This is a genomic window from Microbacterium sp. CFH 31415, from assembly GCF_022538185.1.
Classification (GTDB): domain Bacteria; phylum Actinomycetota; class Actinomycetes; order Actinomycetales; family Microbacteriaceae; genus Microbacterium.
The window spans coordinates 279,317-296,226 of sequence record NZ_JAKYXC010000005.1; the positions used below are offsets into that span (position 1 = coordinate 279,317).

Below are 16,910 nucleotides of genomic sequence, written 5' to 3' on the forward strand. Positions count from 1 at the left end.
CTCACGCCAGCTCGGCGATGATCGGGTGGATCGCCGCGTCGAACGCCGCGACGTCGCCGCGCAGGCCGTCGGTGACGGCGATCGTGAGGGAACCGATCCACCACACGCCGCGCTGAGTCAGCGGCAGCACCTGCACGTTGAGCTCGAACGAGTGGGCGCGCCGGCCGACCTGGCGCTCGTGCTCGGCGATCGCGCTCGCGTAGGCCCGGTACGCCGTTCCGGTGCCGGGGCTGGCGTCGCGCCGGTAGCGGGCATGGGCGGACTGCGTGAACGCCAGGGCCTCCGCCGCATGCGGTGCGACGGCGGCGCGCAGCTCGTCGCAGCCCTCCGACGGCAGCGCGAGGAGCGTGTCGAACCCATCGACCAGGTCGAGCGGAACGGGAGACGGGTGCGCCTGCGGCTCGACCGTCATCGCCCAGTACTCGCGCCACTGGCGTTCGAGCAGGGCCTGGGCCTCTTCGGACCGCTCATTGACGCGGGGAGGGATGCCGCGCAGCTGCGGCAGCTCGTCAGGGGAGCGGATGCCCAGCACCTGTCGCAGATAGAGCGCGAGAAGGACGGGCTGACCGGCGTCTTCGCGGATCAGCCACTCCGGAGCTCCGGTGCCGCCCATGCCGCCATTCTAGAACCGGCCACTCCCATCGAGCCCGCGATCTCGCCACTCGACGGAGCAGGAGGCCGCCGTCACGCGGCATCCGCCGCGCCGTCGCGCCGGTAGGCTGGAGGCGTGGCCTCCTCTTCGCCCGATGCCCCCTCTTCCACGCCGGTGAATCCCTATGCGGCCGCCGGAGTCGACACCGCCGCCGGCGACCTCGCCGTCGAGCTGATGAAGTCGGCCGTCCGCCGCACGCACGGACCCAAGGTGCTCGGCGGGGTCGGCGGTTTCGCCGGGCTCTTCGACGCGTCGGCCTTCAAGACGTACAACAAGCCGCTGCTCGCGACGAGCACCGACGGCGTCGGCACCAAGGTCGCGATCGCCCAGGCGATCGACAAGCACGACACGATCGGGCTCGACCTGGTCGGGATGGTCGTCGACGACATCGTCGTGGTGGGTGCCCAGCCGCTCTTCATGACCGACTACATCGCGTGCGGCAAGGTCTTCCCCGAGCGCATCGCCGACATCGTCCGCGGCATCGCCGCCGGCTGCCACGAGACCGGCACCGCCCTCGTCGGCGGAGAGACCGCCGAGCACCCCGGCCTGCTCGGCATCAACGACTACGACGTCGCAGGCGCCGCGACCGGCGTAGTCGAAGCGGGTGACGTGCTCGGGGCCGACCGCGTGCGCGACGGCGACGTCGTGCTCGCGCTCGCCAGCTCGGGCCTGCACTCCAACGGCTATTCGCTCGTGCGCCACATCGTCGCCGGCGCCGGCATCCAGTACGGCGACCGCGCCGCCGACCTCGGCTCGCACGTCACCTGGGGCGAGGTGCTGCTGGAGCCCACGCGCCTCTACACCCAGCCGCTCCTGCGTCTCATCGCCGAGACCGACGACGCCGTGCATGCCCTCAGCCACGTCACCGGCGGCGGCATCGCTGCGAACCTGGCGCGCGTGCTCCCGCAGGGCACGTGGGTCGAGGTCGATCGGTCGACCTGGTCGCCGCCGCCCGTCTTCCGCGTGCTGGCCGACCTCGGCGATCTCGCTCTGGAGTCCACCGAGGGCACCTGGAACCTCGGCATCGGGTTCCTGGCCGTCGTGTCGGCAGAGAAGGCGGAGGCCGCGGCATCCGCTCTCACCGCCGGAGGCATCGCGACCTGGCAGGTCGGCGTCGTGCGCGGCGGGAGCCGGCCGGACGGCGAGTTCGAGCAGGGCGCCAAGGGCGTCGACGGCGGCGCGGTGCGCCTCGTCGGCGCATACGGCGACGACAACGGAGCGAAGTAATAGCCCATGTGCGGAATCGTCGGGATGGTGGGCCGCGGCTCGGTCAACCAGGAGATCTACGACTCACTCCTCCTGCTGCAGCATCGAGGTCAGGACTCCACGGGCATCGCCACCGCCGAGACCAACGGCGTCTTCCACGTGCACAAGGAGAAGGGCCAGGTGCGCGAGGCGTTCCGCACGCGCGATATGCGTGCGCTCCTCGGCAACCTCGGCCTCGGTCACGTGCGCTACGCGACCAAGGGCACGGCGTCGAGCGAGGAGGAGGCCCAGCCGTTCTATGTGAACGCGCCGTACGGCATCGTCCTCGTGCACAACGGCAATCTCACCAACACCCGCGAGCTCACCGACGAGCTCTTCCACAAGGACCGCCGGCACCTCAACACCTCGTCCGACACCGAGCTGCTCGTGAACGTGCTCGCCAACGAGCTGCAGAGCTCGATCTCGGGCGTCGAGCTGGAGCCGGAGCAGATCTTCCAGGCCGTGACACGCGTGCACGAGCGCGTCGAGGGGTCGTATGCCGCCATCGCGCTCATCGCCGGACACGGACTGCTCGCATTCCGCGACCCGTACGGCATCCGTCCCCTCATCCTCGGCACCCGCAAGAACGACGACGGCAGCTACGAGTGGGTCGTCACGAGCGAGTCGCTCGTCCTGGAGAACGGCGAGTTCGAGGTCGTGCGCGACGTCGACCCCGGCGAGGCGGTGTTCGTCGACCTCGACGGCCACCTGCACACCCACCAGTGCGCGGTCGATCCGAAGCTGGTGCCGTGCTCGTTCGAGTACGTGTACCTTGCACGGCCCGACTCGGTCATGAACGGCATCTCGGTCTACGAGGCCCGGCTGCGCATGGGCGATCGCCTGGCCGACACGATCGCCAAGTACACGCCTCCGGGGGCGATCGACGTCGTCATGCCCATCCCCGACTCCTCGCGCCCCGCCGCGATGCAGGTCGCGCGCAAGCTGGGCATCGAGTACCGCGAGGGCTTCTACAAGAACCGCTACGTGGGCCGCACGTTCATAATGCCCGGACAGGCGGCCCGCAAGAAGAGCGTGCGCCAGAAGCTCAACGCGATGTCGAGCGAGTTCAAGGGCAAGAACGTGCTGCTGATCGACGACTCGATCGTGCGGGGAACGACGTCGAAGCAGATCATCCAGATGGCGCGGGATGCCGGGGCCAAGAGCGTCACGTTCGCGTCGGCGGCCCCGCCCGTGCGCTACCCGCACGTCTACGGCATCAACATGCCGTCGCGTCACGAGCTGGTCGCGCACGGTCGCACGATCCCCGAGATCGCCGAGGAGCTCGGCGCCGACTACATGGTGTACCAGGAGGTCGAAGACCTGAAGGCGGCCATCCTCGAGGGGTCGGATGTCGACGACCTCGACATGAGCTGCTTCGACGGGCGCTACGTCACCGGAACAGTGACCGAGGAGTATCTGACCTGGGTCGAGGGCTCGCAGGAGTCCTGACGCACGCGCGGCCAGGGCATCCGGCGGCACGTAGGCTTGACCGGTGAGTTCCCCTGCCCGTCCGCTCTGGCACGGGCGCGCACTCGCCCTCGTCGGCATCGTGCTCTTCGCGTTCTCGCTGCGCTCGGCTGTCGCCTCGCTCTCGCCGCTGTTCGACCAGATCTCAGCCGAATTCGACGTGCCGGCCGCGGTGATCGGGCTCATCGGGACCGTGCCGCCCGTCTGCTACGCGGTGTTCGGCCTGTTGACGCCCGCACTCGAGCGCAGGTTCGGCCTCGAGCGCCTCGCCGTGGCTGCGATGGTGGTCGTTGCGATTGGGCTGATCGCTCGCGCGCTCGCGCCGAACTCCGGCCTGCTGCTGGCGGGGACCGCGCTCATCTTCGCGGCGGTCGGCAGCGGCAACATCCTCTTGCCGCCGCTCGTCAAGCGGTACTTCCCCGATCGCATCGGCCTCATGACGACGGTGTTCTCCACCACCATGGCCGTGTCGACGTTCGTTCCCCCGCTCTTCGCCGTCCCGGTGGCGGATGCTGCGGGCTGGCGGCTCTCGCTGGGACTCTGGGCCGTCTTCGCCGTCGTCGCGGCGGTCCCCTGGATCGGCCTCGCGCTGCGACAGCATGCCGCAGCGAGCGATGACGACATCGAGCAGCCACCGCCGGGCGTCCTGGGACGCATGTGGCGCGTCCCGCTCGCCTGGGCACTGACGGTCGGCTTCGCCGTGTCCAGCACCCTGGCATACACGTCGTTCGTCTGGCTGCCCACGATCCTCGTGGATGTCGCGGGCGTCACCCCCGTGGTCGCGGGAGTGCTCCTCGCGCTCTTCGCCTTCATGGGCCTGCCGGCGTCGCTCGTCGTGCCGTTGCTGGTGACGCGCTGGAACGCGACTCGCGCGCTGTTCGGCGTCTCGGTGAGCACCGGACTCGCCGGCATCGCGGGCCTGCTCTTCGCGCCGTCGACGGCGCCGTGGCTGTGGGTCGGACTGCTCGGGCTCGCTCCCCTGCTGTTCCCGATGATCCTGGTGCTGCTCGGGCTGCGTACGCGCACCCACGAGGGAGCCGTCGCCCTCAGCGGGTTCGTGCAGAGCGTCGGGTATGCGATCGCGGCACTGTTCCCGTTCGGGATCGGCCTGATCCACGATCTCACCGGCTCGTGGACAGTGCCGCTCCTCATCCTCGCCGCGGTGGTCGCGGGGGCGATCCCGGCGGGAGTGGTCGCGGCACGCAGGCACACCGTCGAAGATGACTGGGAGCGCCGTCACGGCGCGTGGTGAGGCATCCGCTCAGGGGGAGCCGGAGGAGTGCGTAGGGGCTACGCCTTCTCGTCTTCGTACTCGTCGGAGTACTGGTCTGCCCACTTGTCGACGTACTGGTCGTCGGACGGGTGTCCGAGCTCGCGCTCGAGCGCCCCGTAGTTGACGCTGTGCACGTCGTACTTGAGTTCGCGGGCGATCTTGGTGTGCTTCGCCTTCTGACGGCCACGCCCCATGCGAGACCCCCTCATTTGTGAGTCGCGGGCAATCTGTCGGCCCGCCGCAACGACGCCGGCTCGAGGCCGGTAAGAGTAGCATTCAGGATAACACGGAGCCTCCGCACCCCGGCGGGCTCCGCCGCTGTTGTGGCATCGGCAAGCGAGGAAGCGAGGACGCATGACGGACGAGGCATCGGACCGGGCGGAGACCGCCCCGTCGAACGAGGCGGTGATGGGCGCGGTCATCGTGGGGGTCGTCCCCGACCAGTCCACCCGCGTGCTGGGCGAGGGAGCGCGCTACGCGAAGCTGCTCGGCGCCCCGCTCCTCGTCGTGCATGTCGACGTCACTCGGTTCGTCACGTACGAAGACCCCGACGGGTATGTCCACTCCGCGCCGATCGACCTCAACATCGCCGCGGGCGAGGGTGAGCTCGCCAAGGTCACCGAGACGGTGACCGCATTCCTCGCCGGACATGACGTCGACTGGAGCATCCAGCAGCTCGTCGGCGACCCTGCTATGGCGATCAAGCATCTGGCCGAGAAGATCGACGCGAAGCTCATCGTCGTCGGAACGCGAAAGCGCGGGCTCGGCGAGTCGATCCGCGAGTTCTTCACCGGCTCGGTGGCCGCCCGGCTCGCGCACAGGCAGCACCGCAGCATCCTGGTCGTGCCGCTCGGAGAGCCGGTGGCCGACGACGAGGACATCTGGCCGGGGCAGTAAGCCGCTCCAGCCGGGGTCCCGCTGCGCTCGACGAACGAGCGCAGCGAGACGGTTCCGGAGTCAGCCCTTGAGCGTGCGGGTGACGTCGCGCGCGATGCGGTCGAGGTCGTCCGCGAGGTCGTCCACGAACGTCGCGGCCAGGACACCGCCGCGGGCCACGTGCGACCGGAGGTCGCTGCGCAGCCGTGCACGGAACTCGCTGATCGCGGCATCCGCTCGATGCAGCTGTTCCCGCGTGAGCACGCGCGGGTCGTCGCTCTCTGTCGGCTGCGGCGCGCTCTGACGCTCGCCCGCGCTCGCGGCGGCGAGGTCGGCTCGCAGGCTCTTCATCGCCTCGCGCACACTGCCGCGCACCTCTTCGGCGATCAGGCGCACCGAGTCGGCGAGGCCCGCCTCGATGCCCTCGAGGTCACCCGCGCGAGACTGCACCTCGGCGTGCCCGGCCTCGGTGATCGAGTACACGGTCTTGCGGCCGTCGATCGACTTGGTGACGAGTCCCTCTTCCTCGAGCTTGGCGAGGCGAGGATAGATCGTGCCTGCGCTGGGCGTGTACGTGCCGCCGGTACGGTCAGACAGCGCCTGCATGATGTCGTAGCCGTGCCGGGGACCCTCGTCGAGGAGGTTCAGCAGGTACAGGCGCAGGTCGCCGTGGGAGAAGACGGGGCTCATCGCCACTCCTCCTCAGGCGACTCGTCCGCGGACTCGACCGCAGGGCCGGTCGACGCGGCGGGCGCAGCCGGCGCGGAGGACCGGCGGAGCACCGTGACGTCTCCCGAGACGGAGTTGGCGCGCACATCGGCGAAGTTGCCACTGAGCTCGCCGACGGATCCCGAGAAGTTCGTCGTGGGACCGGTGCCCTTGCCCGAGCGGACGACGCCGTCGATCTGCACGCGACCGCTGACGCTGCGCACCACGAAGTTGGCCGGGTAGCCCTCATCGAGGCGGACGGTCGACGCGCCGCTGACCGTGTTGAGGTTCACGGCGTGGAGCTCGCCCGTCGAGTCGATCAGCATCGACCCCGAGACGGTGTCGACCGTCGCCTTGCGCAGCGAGCCGGTGGCGGCCACGTCGCCCGAGACGCTGTTGGCGTTGAGCGAGCCGACCAGCTCGCGCACCTGCACGTCGCCGGAGACGGCGTTGACGGTGAGGTCGCCGGTGAGCCCGTCGACGATGATGTCGCCGGAGACGGTGTTGAGGCGCGCGTCGGTGTGAAGTCCCGACACGAGGGCGCTCGCGCTCACGACGCCGAGCGTCAGCGCCACCGAGCGGGGGACCGCGACGCTGATCTCCGCCTTGGGGCCGCCGTCGCCGAAGTTGCGGAAGACCTCGAGGAAGTTGTCCCACCGCAGCTGCGGGTGGTCGATCTCGATCTGGTCTCCGACGACCTCGATGCGGAGGTCCTTGATGGTGACGCCGTGCACCTCGATGCGGGCGCCCGGCTCGTCGTGGGCGATGACGTCGATCTGGCCTCCGACCAGGCCGACCTTGAGGCGGCTGACCGTCTCCAGGTCGATGACGCGCGTCTCGCCCGGGTGGATGATCCACTTCTCCAGGGTCATGGTGTTCTCCAGGGGTATCAGGGATGGTCGCGATATATCGCGTGTGGTGAGACTAACACGATATATCGCGACATTGTCAAGATGGGTTCGCGAATCAAGCTTGACCTTGACGCGACGTCAACCTTTAGCGTGGTGGACATGAACGAGGACGAGTGGTCGATCCAGCAGATCGCGAAGCTCGCCGGCACGACGAGTCGCACCCTGCGGCACTACGGCGACATCGGGCTGCTTCCCGCGTCGCGCGTCGGAGCCAACGGCTACCGGTACTACGACCAGGCCGCGCTCGTGCGCCTGCAGCGCATCCTGCTGCTGCGGGACCTCGGCCTCGGACTTCCGCAGATCGCGGATGTCCTCGGCCGCGACTCGTCCGAGGCGCATGCCCTCGAGAGCCACCTCGCGTGGCTCAGGCAGGAACAGGATCGGCTGACGCGACAGGTCGCAGCGGTCGAGACGACCATCACCGCATTGAAAGGAGGTGAACGACTGATGGCAGAGAACATGTTCGACGGCTTCGACCACACCCGGTACCAGGACGAGGTCGAGGAGCGCTGGGGCAAGAAGGCCTACGCCGACAGCGACCGCTGGTGGCGCGGCATGGGCGCCGACGACAAGAAGGCGTGGCAGCAGTGCGTGTCAGACCTGGGTCGCGACTGGATCGCGGCCGCCGAGAGCGGCATCGCGCCCGACAGCGACGAGGCGCAGGCCGTCGCGCGACGGCACGTGGAGTGGCTGACCGGCATCCCCGGCACGCCCGCCGCGGTGCCCGGCGGCGACGTGAAGTCCTACGTGATCGGGCTCGGCGAGATGTACGTGGCCGACCCGCGATTCGGCGCGAACTATGCGACGAGCGCGGGCGGCATCGCCGGCGCGGAGTTCGTACGGGACGCCCTGCGCGTCTACGCCGACGCGAACCTCTAGATCGGAAACACGGATGCCGCGGCCCGATGGGCCGCGGCATCCGTGGTCTCCGGAGAGATGGCTCCGGGTGTGTCAGACGCGCCGGCTGCCACCGATTACTCGGAACAGGAACGCGATGAGGGCGATCACACCGACGATCAGGGCGACCCACAGCAGCCAGCTCAGGGCACTGTTCAGGCCTCCGACGATCGCCAGCACGACAGCGACGACGATGATGATGATCAGGGCGAGGTTCATGGAGGTTCTCCTTCTCCTTCGTCGGTGCGCGGGGTCTGCGCATCGGATGCCTTTCGGGGCAGTCACACCACAGTGGCACCCGCGATTCCGCGTCGACAAGGGCTTGACGGCCCCTTGTCCACGGTGATAGCCCGGCGTGCGGGGTGATGCGGTGTATGCCGTAGGCGGGCGGGCGCGCGCTGTCAAGCCCACCGCACTCCTTCCTCCCGGGCTCTACCGTGGCGTCACCACTCCCACACCATCGAGGAGGAGCCATGCCTCGCGGACGCGGTTCTGCCAGCCTCAAGGATCCGGAGCTCTACGAGGAGCTCCGCGATGACGGGGCATCCAAGGAGAAAGCCGCGCGCATCTCGAACGCCGCCGCGCGCGACGGGCGCAAGAAGGTCGGCGAACGCGGCGGGGAGTCGGGTTCGTATGACGACTGGACGGTCGACGACCTGCGCACACGGGCCAAGGAACTCGGGATCACGGGATACTCGGGAAAGAAGAAGGCCCAGCTCATCGACATGCTGCGCAACCACTGACACGCGCTCCGGGGGCGAAGCCACCGCGAACAGAAGGAAAAGGTGACGGATGCCGAAGCTCATGCGCGTGCGCCCCTTCCAGGACCCCGGATACACCCGGCGGCGCGCGGGTACGGGCTTCCGTTACGTCGATGCCAAGGGAGAGGCCTGCCCCGATGGGCACCTCGAGCGCATCCGCGCGCTGGTCATCCCGCCGGCGTGGGAGGACGTCTGGATCTGCGTCCGCCCCGACGGTCACATCCAGGCCGTCGGCACCGATGACGCCGGTCGACGTCAGTACATCTACCACCCGGACTGGACGGCCGGTCGCGACAAGCGAAAGTACGCCCGCGCCCTGCAGCTCGCCCAGACCCTGCCCCGCGCTCGCGCGCGGGTGACGACGTCGTTGCGTCGCAGCGCGCTCGACCGCGAACGCGTCCTGGCGGTGGCGTTCCGCCTGCTCGACCAGGCCGCCCCGCGCATCGGCTCCGAGCGGTATCTCAACGCGCACGGCAGCCGCGGGCTTACCACCTTGCAGCGGCGGGATGCCTCGGTCGAGGCATCCGTCGTCACTCTCTCGTTCCCCGGCAAGAGCGGCAAGCGACAGTACCTCGAGGTCGACGACGGCGACCTCGCCGCGGCCGTCGAGATCCTCGCCGCCGGCCGACCCCGGTCGGCGCTTCTCTCATGGGAGCGCGGACGTCGGCGCGTGGCGCTCACGCCGAGCGAGGTGAACGACTACGTGCGCTCGCTGACCGGCGGGCGGTTCACGGCCAAGGACTTCCGCACGCTGCGGGGCACGATCCTGGCCGCGGAGGCTCTGGCCCGCATCGGCACCGTCGACACCGCGACCGACCGCAAGCGCGCCGAGAACCTCGCGGTGCGCGCCACGGCCGAGGCCCTCGGCAACACACCCTCCGTCGCGCGGGGCTCGTACATCGACCCCCGCGTCTTCGTCCGCTACCGCGACGGCCAGCTGCTCGACCTGTCGATCTCGCCGGAGTCGGCGATCCTGGCGCTCATCCGGGGTCGGCGCTGAGCCGAGTGCCGTGGCTCCGTCCGAGTGGTTGATGGCCGCTAGCGTGTGGGGATGACCGCGCGCCGGCAGCCCATCGACCTGCGCACGCTCGGCTACGTGGTGGTCGGCGGTGCGCTGGGGGTGTTCGCGCGGGCGGTCCTGCTCGCCCCGGTCGACGACGCCGCGGTCCTCCCGTGGCTGACGCTCGCGGTCAATGTGACCGGGTCATTGCTGCTCGGAGTGGTCGTCGGCGTGCTCGCCGACCGGCATGCGCACGCCCGCGCCTTCTTGGGCACCGGAGTGCTCGGCGGGTTCACCACCTACAGCGCGCTCGCCGTGCAGACGGCCGGATGGCTGGCCACGCCGTGGCCGGCGCTCGGGCTGGCTGCGGCATCCGTCCTCCTCGGCGCACTCGCCGCGCTCGCCGGACTCGTCGCGGGCCGCGGGCTGGCCGGACGCCCGGTCGCAGTCCCCGAGCCGGGGGAGGCCGAGTGAGCCGCTGGCTGGAGCTGCTGGTCGTCGCCGTCGCCGGAGGGGCGGGGGCGGGCCTGCGTTACGTGCTCGACCGCATCATCGGCACGCGCTGGCGAGGCGAGTTCCCGCTCGGGATCCTCGTGGTCAACATCACGGGCTCGCTCGCACTCGGCCTGCTGACAGGGCTCGGCACGATCGTCCTCCCGCAGCTGGCCATGGTGCTCGGCACCGGACTGCTGGGCGGGTACACCACCTTCAGCGCCGTCTCCGTCGACTCCGTCCTGCTCGCCGAACGAGGACGGTGGCGGGATGCCGCGGTCGACCTGTTCGGCACGCTCGTGCTGTGCGTCGCGGCGGCCGCGGCGGGTGTCGGCGCGGGGCTGTGGATCGCCGCCGTCGCGGGCTGAGGCTGAGGGCGAAAGCTCAGGCCGCGAGGCCGGACGCGGATGAGATACTTGACCCGATACATTCCCGTATCCGTCACGCTCCGGCGCGCATCACCGCGTCCCCATTCCCGCGAAGGCATCCGTGTCGAACCTCGCCGTCCTCAGTCTCAAGAACCGTGCCCTGATCGCACTGATCACGATCGTCGCCGCGATCTTCGGCAGCCTCGCGCTCGTGAACCTCAAGCAGGAGCTCATCCCCTCGATCGAGTTCCCGGGGCTGATCGTCGTCTCGTCCTACCCCGGTGCCTCGCCCGAGGTCGTCGCGACGGATGTCTCCAGCCCGATCGAGACCGCCATCCAGGGCGTCCCGGGCCTCGAGGCCAGCACGGCGACGAGCACGACGAACGCGTCGGTGATCCAGGCGTCGTTCTCGTACGGCACCGACCTCGCGACCGCCGAGCAGAAGATGACGCAGGCGATCAACCGCATCAAGGCCCAGCTGCCCGAGGGCGTCGAGCCGAACGTGCTGAGCGCGAGCATCGACGACTTCCCGGTGATCGCCCTCGCGGTGAGCGGCTTCGACGATGCCGAGTCGATCCAGGCCCAGCTCGAGGCGTCGATCGTGCCCGAGCTCGAAGACGTCGCCGGAGTCAACGCCGCCCAGGTCGTCGGCGGCGTGGGGGAGCGCGTCACCATCACGCCCGATCCGGCCGCACTCGCCCGGTCCGGCTTCAGCCAGCAGGCGATCCGAGACGCTCTCGAGCAGAACGGCGTGCTCTTCCCCGGCGGCGAGATCACCGAGGACGGCGAGACGCTCACCGTGCAGACCGGGTCGAAGATCACCACGGTCGACGAGATCGCCGCGCTGCCGCTCGTGCCGGCGAACGCGGAGCAGATCGCCGCAGGCGTCACGACCATCGGCGGCGTCGCCGCCGTCGTGCAGGAGCAGGACCCGATCACGAGTATCTCGCGCGTGGACGGCGAGCCGGCGCTGACGATCGCGGTCACCAAGCTGCCCGCCGCCAACACCGTCGACGTCTCGCGCGGCGTGCTCGCCGTGCTGCCCGAGCTCGAGGAGACGCTCGGCGGCGCCGAGTTCACCGTCGTCTTCGATCAGGCCCCCTACATCCAGGAGTCCATCGACACGCTCGCGAAGGAGGGCCTGCTCGGCCTCGTCTTCGCCGTGCTGGTGATCTTCGTCTTCCTGCTCTCGGTGCGATCGACGCTGGTCGCGGCGATCTCGATCCCGACGAGCGTGCTCATCACCTTCATCGGCATCCAGGCGTTCGGGTACTCGCTGAACATCCTGACGCTCGGCGCCCTCACGATCGCGATCGGACGCGTCGTCGACGACTCGATCGTCGTCATCGAGAACATCAAGCGCCACTATGTCGGCGATGCCGACAAGGGCGACGCGATCCGCCGTGCCGTGCGCGAGGTCGCGGCGGCCATCACCGCGTCCACCATCACGACGGTCGCCGTGTTCCTCCCGATCGCCTTCGTCGGCGACGTCACCGGCGAGCTGTTCCGGCCGTTCGCCCTGACCGTGACGATCGCGATGACGGCCTCGCTGCTGGTCGCGCTCACGATCGTGCCCGTGCTGGCGTACTGGTTCCTCAAGCCCGGCAAGCCGATCCTCGACGAGCAGGGCGCTGCGATCGACCCCGAGGACCCTGCCGCGCCGCCGAGCCGACTGCAGAAGTCCTACCTGCCGATCCTGCGCTGGACGCTCAAGCACTCCTGGGTCACCCTGCTCCTCGCCGTGCTCGTGCTCGTGGGCACGGCGGCGGCCGCGCCGTTCATGAAGACGAACTTCCTGGGCGACTCCGGCCAGAACACCTTCACGATGACGCAGGACATAGGTCCCGCTCCGAGCCTCGACGCCGAGAGCGCCGCGGCCGCGGAGGTCGAAGCGGTGCTCCTCGGCATCGAGGGCGTCGAGACCGTTCAGGTGTCGATCGGCTCGAGCGGCTCGGCGCTGCGCGACGCGTTCGCGGGCGGCGGCACCGGCATCACGTACTCGATCACGACCGACCCGACCGTCGACCAGGTCGCCCTGCGCCAGGAGGTGCAGGAGGCCGTCGCCGACCTCGAGGACGCCGGCCAGATCACCGTCTCGACCGCGCAGGGTGGCTTCGGCTCGAACGACATCGAGATCGATGTCACGGCGCCGGACTCCGACACGCTCACCGAGGCGGCGGACGCCGTCGTCGCAGCGGTCGAGGGCGAGGACGGCATCGGGCAGGTCTCGAGCAACCTCGCCGCGTCGCTGCCGTACATCGCCGTGACGGTCGATCGCGACGCCGCCGCGGAGCTCGGTCTGTCGGAGGTCGCGGTCGGCGCACTTGTGTCGAACACGATGCAGCCGCAGCGGATCGGCACCGTCGAGATCGACGACACGGCGCTCACGGTCTACCTCGCGGCCTCGGCCACTCCCGCCTCGCTCGACGAGCTGCGGCAGCTCACGGTGCCCAGCGCGCGCGGCCCGATCCCGCTCGAGCAGGTCGCCACCGTCGAGGAGAGCGTCGGACCCACGTCCATCACGACCCAGCGCGGCCAGCGCACCGCGACCGTCACCGTGACGCCTTCCACGGACGACCTCGCGACGGCGTCGGCCACCGTCACGCTCGCGCTCGAGGACGCCGACCTGCCCGCGTCGGCCGACGCGTCGCTCGGGGGCGTGGTGACGCAGCAGCAGGACGCCTTCTCGCAGCTCGGCCTCGCCCTGCTCGCCGCGATCCTGATCGTCTACATCGTGATGGTCGCGACGTTCAAGTCGCTCCGCCAGCCGCTGCTGCTGCTGATCTCGGTGCCGTTCGCCGCCACCGGCGCGATCCTGCTCCAGATCATCACCGGCGTGCCGCTCGGCGTCGCGTCGCTCATCGGTGTGCTGATGCTGATCGGCATCGTCGTGACGAACGCCATCGTGCTCGTCGACCTCGTGAACCAGTACCGCGAGAAGGGCCTGTCGGCCTACGACGCGACCGTCGCCGGCGGATCGCGCCGTCTGCGGCCGATCCTCATGACGGCCCTCGCGACGATCTTCGCACTGACCCCCATGGCCATGGGCATCACGGGTCAGGGCGGGTTCATCTCGCAGCCGCTCGCGATCGTGGTGATCGGTGGACTGGTGTCGTCGACCGTGCTCACGCTGCTCGTGCTGCCCACGCTCTACAACCTCGTCGAAGGCGCCAAGGAGCGCCGCCTCGCGCGCCGCCGCGGTGCGGGGGACGCTGTCGCGTCGACCGGGTCGCCGACGGGTGGAGCGGATGCTGCGAGCCCCGAGCTCGTCGGCGCGACCTCGGGTGCTGCGGCGATGACGCGCCGCGAGCGGCGTGCACTGGCGGCCGGCGCCGCGGCCCCGGTGGTCGTGGCGGAGCACGTCGCTGACGGGGAACCTGAGGCCGAGGCCGAGGCCGAGGAGGCCACGTCTGCGGACACGGAGCGCGTGGTGGAGGCCGAGGTCGAGGAGGCCACGTCTGCGGACACGGAGCCCGTGGTCGAGACGGAGCCCGTGGTGGAGACCGAGCCCGTGGCGGCCGATGACGCCGAGATCGACCCGCCCGCGGCCGACGACGAGCCGGTCGTCGACACCGAGGATGAGCCCGGGGCCGAGCCAGTCGAGTCCGCGGAGCCGGCCGAGGAGCACCCCGCCGAGGAGCACCCCACCGACGGGCACCCCGAGGGCGACCCCGACCAGCACCGCGAGGAGTGACCCGGCGCGCCATCCCGTGCGGGTGGCGCCGGGTCAGTCGCGCTGACCGGCGACGCCGAGGAAGCGGATGAAGACCGCGATCCACCCGAAGATCAGCGCGAACACGATGATCTCGAACGCGGTGAGGGAGAAATAGCCCACCGCGGGAACGAACAGGATCACCGACAGCAGCGTCGCCCCGAGGAACGCCCACGACGAGACGAAGTAGGTGCGCGGCATCCCTCTCAGCAGGATGGGTCCGCTGATGAGCAGCACCAGGAACATCGCCGCCATGCCCGAGGCCGACAGGTTGTGGAGGAGCAGGTTCACGTCGACGGGGAAGATCCCGACGCACGCGAGCATGACGCCCATGACGACGAACAGCGCAGGCACGACTTTCGCCCCGCGGGGGTGGGTGAGAACGCCCGCGTCGGCGAGGGCGCTCATGTCGTTGGCGATATAGACCGCGAACGTCGTCACGAGCAGGCCCCCCGCGATGAGCGTGCCGTTGAAGACCCAGCTCGACAGGTTGTCGAAGGTTCCGAGCTGGCTGAAGTGCACCATCCACCATTGCGGATCCGGTGTGGTCACCATGGCGGTGAGCGTTCCGATCACGATGAACGCCATGAGCAGCGACGACATGCGCTGCGTCGTCATGCGCGACACCGACAAGTACACGATGTACGCCGTCAGTCCAAGAGTGACCGTCATCAGGACGACGGCCCAGAACACGATGACGGGCAGCCCGATGAACCCGAGGGCGAGCACACGGTACAGCGCGTACGTCGCGAGGAATGCGAGCACGGTGTGCACGATCACGACCGAGATCGTGTTGACCGTGAACTTCCACGAGGGAAGGGTCCGTCGCCACTCCTGGCCCGGCTGGTTGCGCGTGCGCCAGTAACCGGCGGCCGAGACGACCGCAGCGACGATCGCTGAGCCGCCGGCCGCCCAGAGCGCGAACGGGTCGTCGCCCGCGAGGCTGAGCGAGGGGGCGACGAGCGCGACGACGAGGCCGTAGAGTGCGCCGAGGACGCCGGCACCGAGAGCGAGGTAGACCGCCTCGGACTCCGTGCGCCGAGTGGGGACCGGACCGGGGCCGTCGACTGCGGCCGCCGTGCGTGGCGAGGTCATGGCGTCAGTGTAGGACGGCGGGATGCTGCGTCCTCGCGACGCGCGCGGAGGATGTCGCGCGCCCGTGCCGGGCGCGGGAGTCAGCCGGCGCGGTGCAGCCACGGGCGCAGCAGGCGCGTGACCCAGGGCAGCACGACGTAGGTCATGATCGGCGTCAGCAGCAGGGTTGTGAAGAGGACGCGTACGACGAGAGGCCAGTCGCCGAAGCCGGGGACGAAGCCGAGCAGCCATGAGGCGAGCAGATTCGTGGGGAAGAAGCCGAGCCAGATCGCGGCGGCCTGCTTCCACCGGGGCGGAGCTGCGGGGATCGGCTGCTGGATCGGGCCGGTCGAGGCAGCGGCATCCGATCGCTCTCCTGATTCAGGACGCTCGACGTGAGTCGCGAAGGAAGCATCGAACCAGCCCTCGATGCCGGTGCGGCGCTCGACGCGGACCTCACTCGCGAATGCGCGGCCCGAGTCGAGCCACCATTCACGCTGGGGCGACTGCTCCCACGCTTCGAGGGTCGGGATGTCGCGGAACCGGTAGAGCATGTACCAGAGGTCGCTCCCCTCGCCGGCTCTGACCCAGCCTGAACCGAGAAAGCCTGTGAAACCGGTCGCGAGATCCGTACCGGCCTGCATCCAGCTGGTCGCTTCGACAGTGCGGGACGGGTCGATCCGCCGTTCGATCGCGACGGTGATGGGGTGGGCCACGGGTTCTGCCATGTCGTCCATTCCACACGATCGGCGGGCGCCATCGCGGCCCCCGCGGGGAACGGGGACTCCTGAGCCGGGTGCGCGCACGCGGCGAGCACGCGCGGCAGCACGATCAGCCACGCGCCGACGGAAGCGAAGCCGAAGAACTCGAAGCAGGCGAGGGTGATGACACCGGACGTGAGCAGGACCATCCCCGAGGCGAGCAGGGCGACGCAGCCGCTCGACGCCACGCGGAACACGCGCGTGAAGCCGGGGATGCCGAGGCTGCACGCCACGATGGCGAGGAGCGACAGACCGAGCCCGGCCGCGGCGAGGTCGTGCAGCTCGGTGCTGACCGTGAGGGGGATGAGGCCGACGACGGTGAGGTGCAGGCCCGCCGAGACGACCGCCGTGCGGAAGGCCCGGGATACCAGGCGGCGGGTGGTCCGGGGGAGGACGGTGACGACGACGACGCCGTAGGTGGCGAGCAGGAATCCGGCGATGATCGCGGTGGAGTTGAAGACGTGGGCGGAGAAGTCATCGAACGTGCCGAGCTGCGAGAAGTGCAGCTGCCACCACAGCGGATCGCGGGTGGTGAGCACGGCGACGAGCACGCCGGCGACGAGCGCGGTGATCGCGCCACGGCTGAAGTGGTGTGCAGTATGAGGCGGGTGCTCCCGTGCGGAGAGCACCCCTATGGTCTGTGTGGCGCTTGAGCGCTCAGGCGGTGCGAGGAGGGTCAACGTACTCACGTTCTCTATGTGCGCCGATACTCC

At 69.8% G+C, this 16,910-nt stretch carries 18 protein-coding genes; 11 read left to right on the plus strand and 7 right to left on the minus strand.

The annotated features are described in order from the left end of the window. Position 1: 1 nt before the first annotated feature. Positions 2-613: a zinc-binding alcohol dehydrogenase gene (locus tag MK786_RS07955; RefSeq protein WP_241111685.1), complete on the minus strand. Its 612-nt coding sequence runs from the start codon at positions 611-613 to the stop codon at positions 2-4. A gap of 114 nt (positions 614-727) precedes the next feature. On the opposite strand from MK786_RS07955, the gene purM reads away from it, so the two are divergent. The 3 genes from purM to MK786_RS07970 are packed head-to-tail and all read left to right on the plus strand — an operon-like array spanning position 728 to position 4,616. After that, positions 728-1,879, plus strand: coding sequence for a phosphoribosylformylglycinamidine cyclo-ligase (purM, locus tag MK786_RS07960; RefSeq protein ID WP_308220028.1), 1,152 nt, complete (start codon positions 728-730; stop codon positions 1,877-1,879). Positions 1,880-1,885: 6 nt separating this feature from the next. Next, entirely contained in the window at positions 1,886-3,346 is a 1,461-nt protein-coding gene (gene purF, locus MK786_RS07965; protein ID WP_241111686.1) for an amidophosphoribosyltransferase, read from the plus strand. A gap of 43 nt (positions 3,347-3,389) precedes the next feature. Beyond that, on the plus strand, positions 3,390-4,616 hold the full coding sequence (locus MK786_RS07970) for a CynX/NimT family MFS transporter (RefSeq protein ID WP_241111687.1): 1,227 nt from the start codon (positions 3,390-3,392) through the stop codon (positions 4,614-4,616). Between the two features lie 38 nt (positions 4,617-4,654). Here MK786_RS07970 and MK786_RS07975 read toward each other — a convergent pair whose 3' ends face one another. Continuing rightward, entirely contained in the window at positions 4,655-4,831 is a 177-nt protein-coding gene (locus MK786_RS07975) for a DUF3073 family protein (protein WP_191765143.1), read from the minus strand. A 160-nt stretch (positions 4,832-4,991) separates the two neighbouring features. On the opposite strand from MK786_RS07975, the gene MK786_RS07980 reads away from it, so the two are divergent. Continuing rightward, complete coding sequence (locus MK786_RS07980) at positions 4,992-5,534, plus strand: universal stress protein (RefSeq protein ID WP_241111688.1); 543 nt, start codon at positions 4,992-4,994, stop codon at positions 5,532-5,534. Positions 5,535-5,594: 60 nt separating this feature from the next. Here MK786_RS07980 and MK786_RS07985 read toward each other — a convergent pair whose 3' ends face one another. Both MK786_RS07985 and MK786_RS07990 read right to left on the minus strand, forming a co-directional pair. Next, complete coding sequence (locus MK786_RS07985) at positions 5,595-6,203, minus strand: helix-turn-helix transcriptional regulator (protein WP_241111689.1); 609 nt, start codon at positions 6,201-6,203, stop codon at positions 5,595-5,597. After that, positions 6,200-7,093, minus strand: coding sequence for a DUF4097 family beta strand repeat-containing protein (locus MK786_RS07990; RefSeq protein ID WP_241111690.1), 894 nt, complete (start codon positions 7,091-7,093; stop codon positions 6,200-6,202). Before MK786_RS07990 ends, MK786_RS07985 begins: the two co-directional genes overlap by 4 nt. Positions 7,094-7,231: 138 nt before the next feature. Between MK786_RS07990 and MK786_RS07995 the strand changes: the two genes are divergently transcribed. Continuing rightward, positions 7,232-8,011: a MerR family transcriptional regulator gene (locus MK786_RS07995; protein WP_241111691.1), complete on the plus strand. Its 780-nt coding sequence runs from the start codon at positions 7,232-7,234 to the stop codon at positions 8,009-8,011. A gap of 72 nt (positions 8,012-8,083) precedes the next feature. Here the strand turns inward: MK786_RS07995 and MK786_RS08000 are convergent, their stop codons facing one another. Further along, positions 8,084-8,248: a hypothetical protein gene (locus MK786_RS08000; protein WP_191765153.1), complete on the minus strand. Its 165-nt coding sequence runs from the start codon at positions 8,246-8,248 to the stop codon at positions 8,084-8,086. A gap of 254 nt (positions 8,249-8,502) precedes the next feature. Here MK786_RS08000 and MK786_RS08005 point away from each other — a divergent pair, with 254 nt between their 5' ends. The 5 genes from MK786_RS08005 to MK786_RS08025 all read left to right on the plus strand — a co-directional run bounded on the left by MK786_RS08005 (position 8,503) and on the right by MK786_RS08025 (position 14,344). Further along, positions 8,503-8,772 (plus strand): Rho termination factor N-terminal domain-containing protein, encoded by a 270-nt coding sequence (locus MK786_RS08005; protein WP_241111692.1) that lies wholly within the window; start codon positions 8,503-8,505, stop codon positions 8,770-8,772. A gap of 49 nt (positions 8,773-8,821) precedes the next feature. Then, entirely contained in the window at positions 8,822-9,790 is a 969-nt protein-coding gene (locus MK786_RS08010; RefSeq protein WP_241111693.1) for a DNA topoisomerase IB, read from the plus strand. Positions 9,791-9,841: 51 nt separating this feature from the next. Further along, positions 9,842-10,264 (plus strand): CrcB family protein, encoded by a 423-nt coding sequence (locus tag MK786_RS08015; protein WP_241111694.1) that lies wholly within the window; start codon positions 9,842-9,844, stop codon positions 10,262-10,264. Continuing rightward, a complete protein-coding gene (locus MK786_RS08020) occupies positions 10,261-10,650 on the plus strand; it encodes a CrcB family protein (protein ID WP_241111695.1) in 390 nt (129 codons plus the stop codon). The genes MK786_RS08015 and MK786_RS08020 overlap by 4 nt, the downstream gene beginning before the upstream one ends. Positions 10,651-10,771: 121 nt before the next feature. Continuing rightward, positions 10,772-14,344, plus strand: a complete 3,573-nt coding sequence (locus MK786_RS08025; protein WP_241111696.1) for an efflux RND transporter permease subunit — start codon at positions 10,772-10,774, stop codon at positions 14,342-14,344. 33 nt (positions 14,345-14,377) lie between these two features. Here the strand turns inward: MK786_RS08025 and MK786_RS08030 are convergent, their stop codons facing one another. Continuing rightward, positions 14,378-15,457, minus strand: a complete 1,080-nt coding sequence (locus MK786_RS08030) for a DUF998 domain-containing protein (RefSeq protein ID WP_241111697.1) — start codon at positions 15,455-15,457, stop codon at positions 14,378-14,380. Positions 15,458-15,537: 80 nt separating this feature from the next. Continuing rightward, a complete protein-coding gene (locus MK786_RS08035) occupies positions 15,538-16,173 on the minus strand; it encodes an antibiotic biosynthesis monooxygenase (RefSeq protein WP_241111698.1) in 636 nt (211 codons plus the stop codon). 59 nt (positions 16,174-16,232) lie between these two features. Here MK786_RS08035 and MK786_RS08040 point away from each other — a divergent pair, with 59 nt between their 5' ends. Then, complete coding sequence (locus tag MK786_RS08040) at positions 16,233-16,850, plus strand: hypothetical protein (protein WP_241111699.1); 618 nt, start codon at positions 16,233-16,235, stop codon at positions 16,848-16,850. The last annotated feature ends 60 nt before the right edge of the window (positions 16,851-16,910 follow it).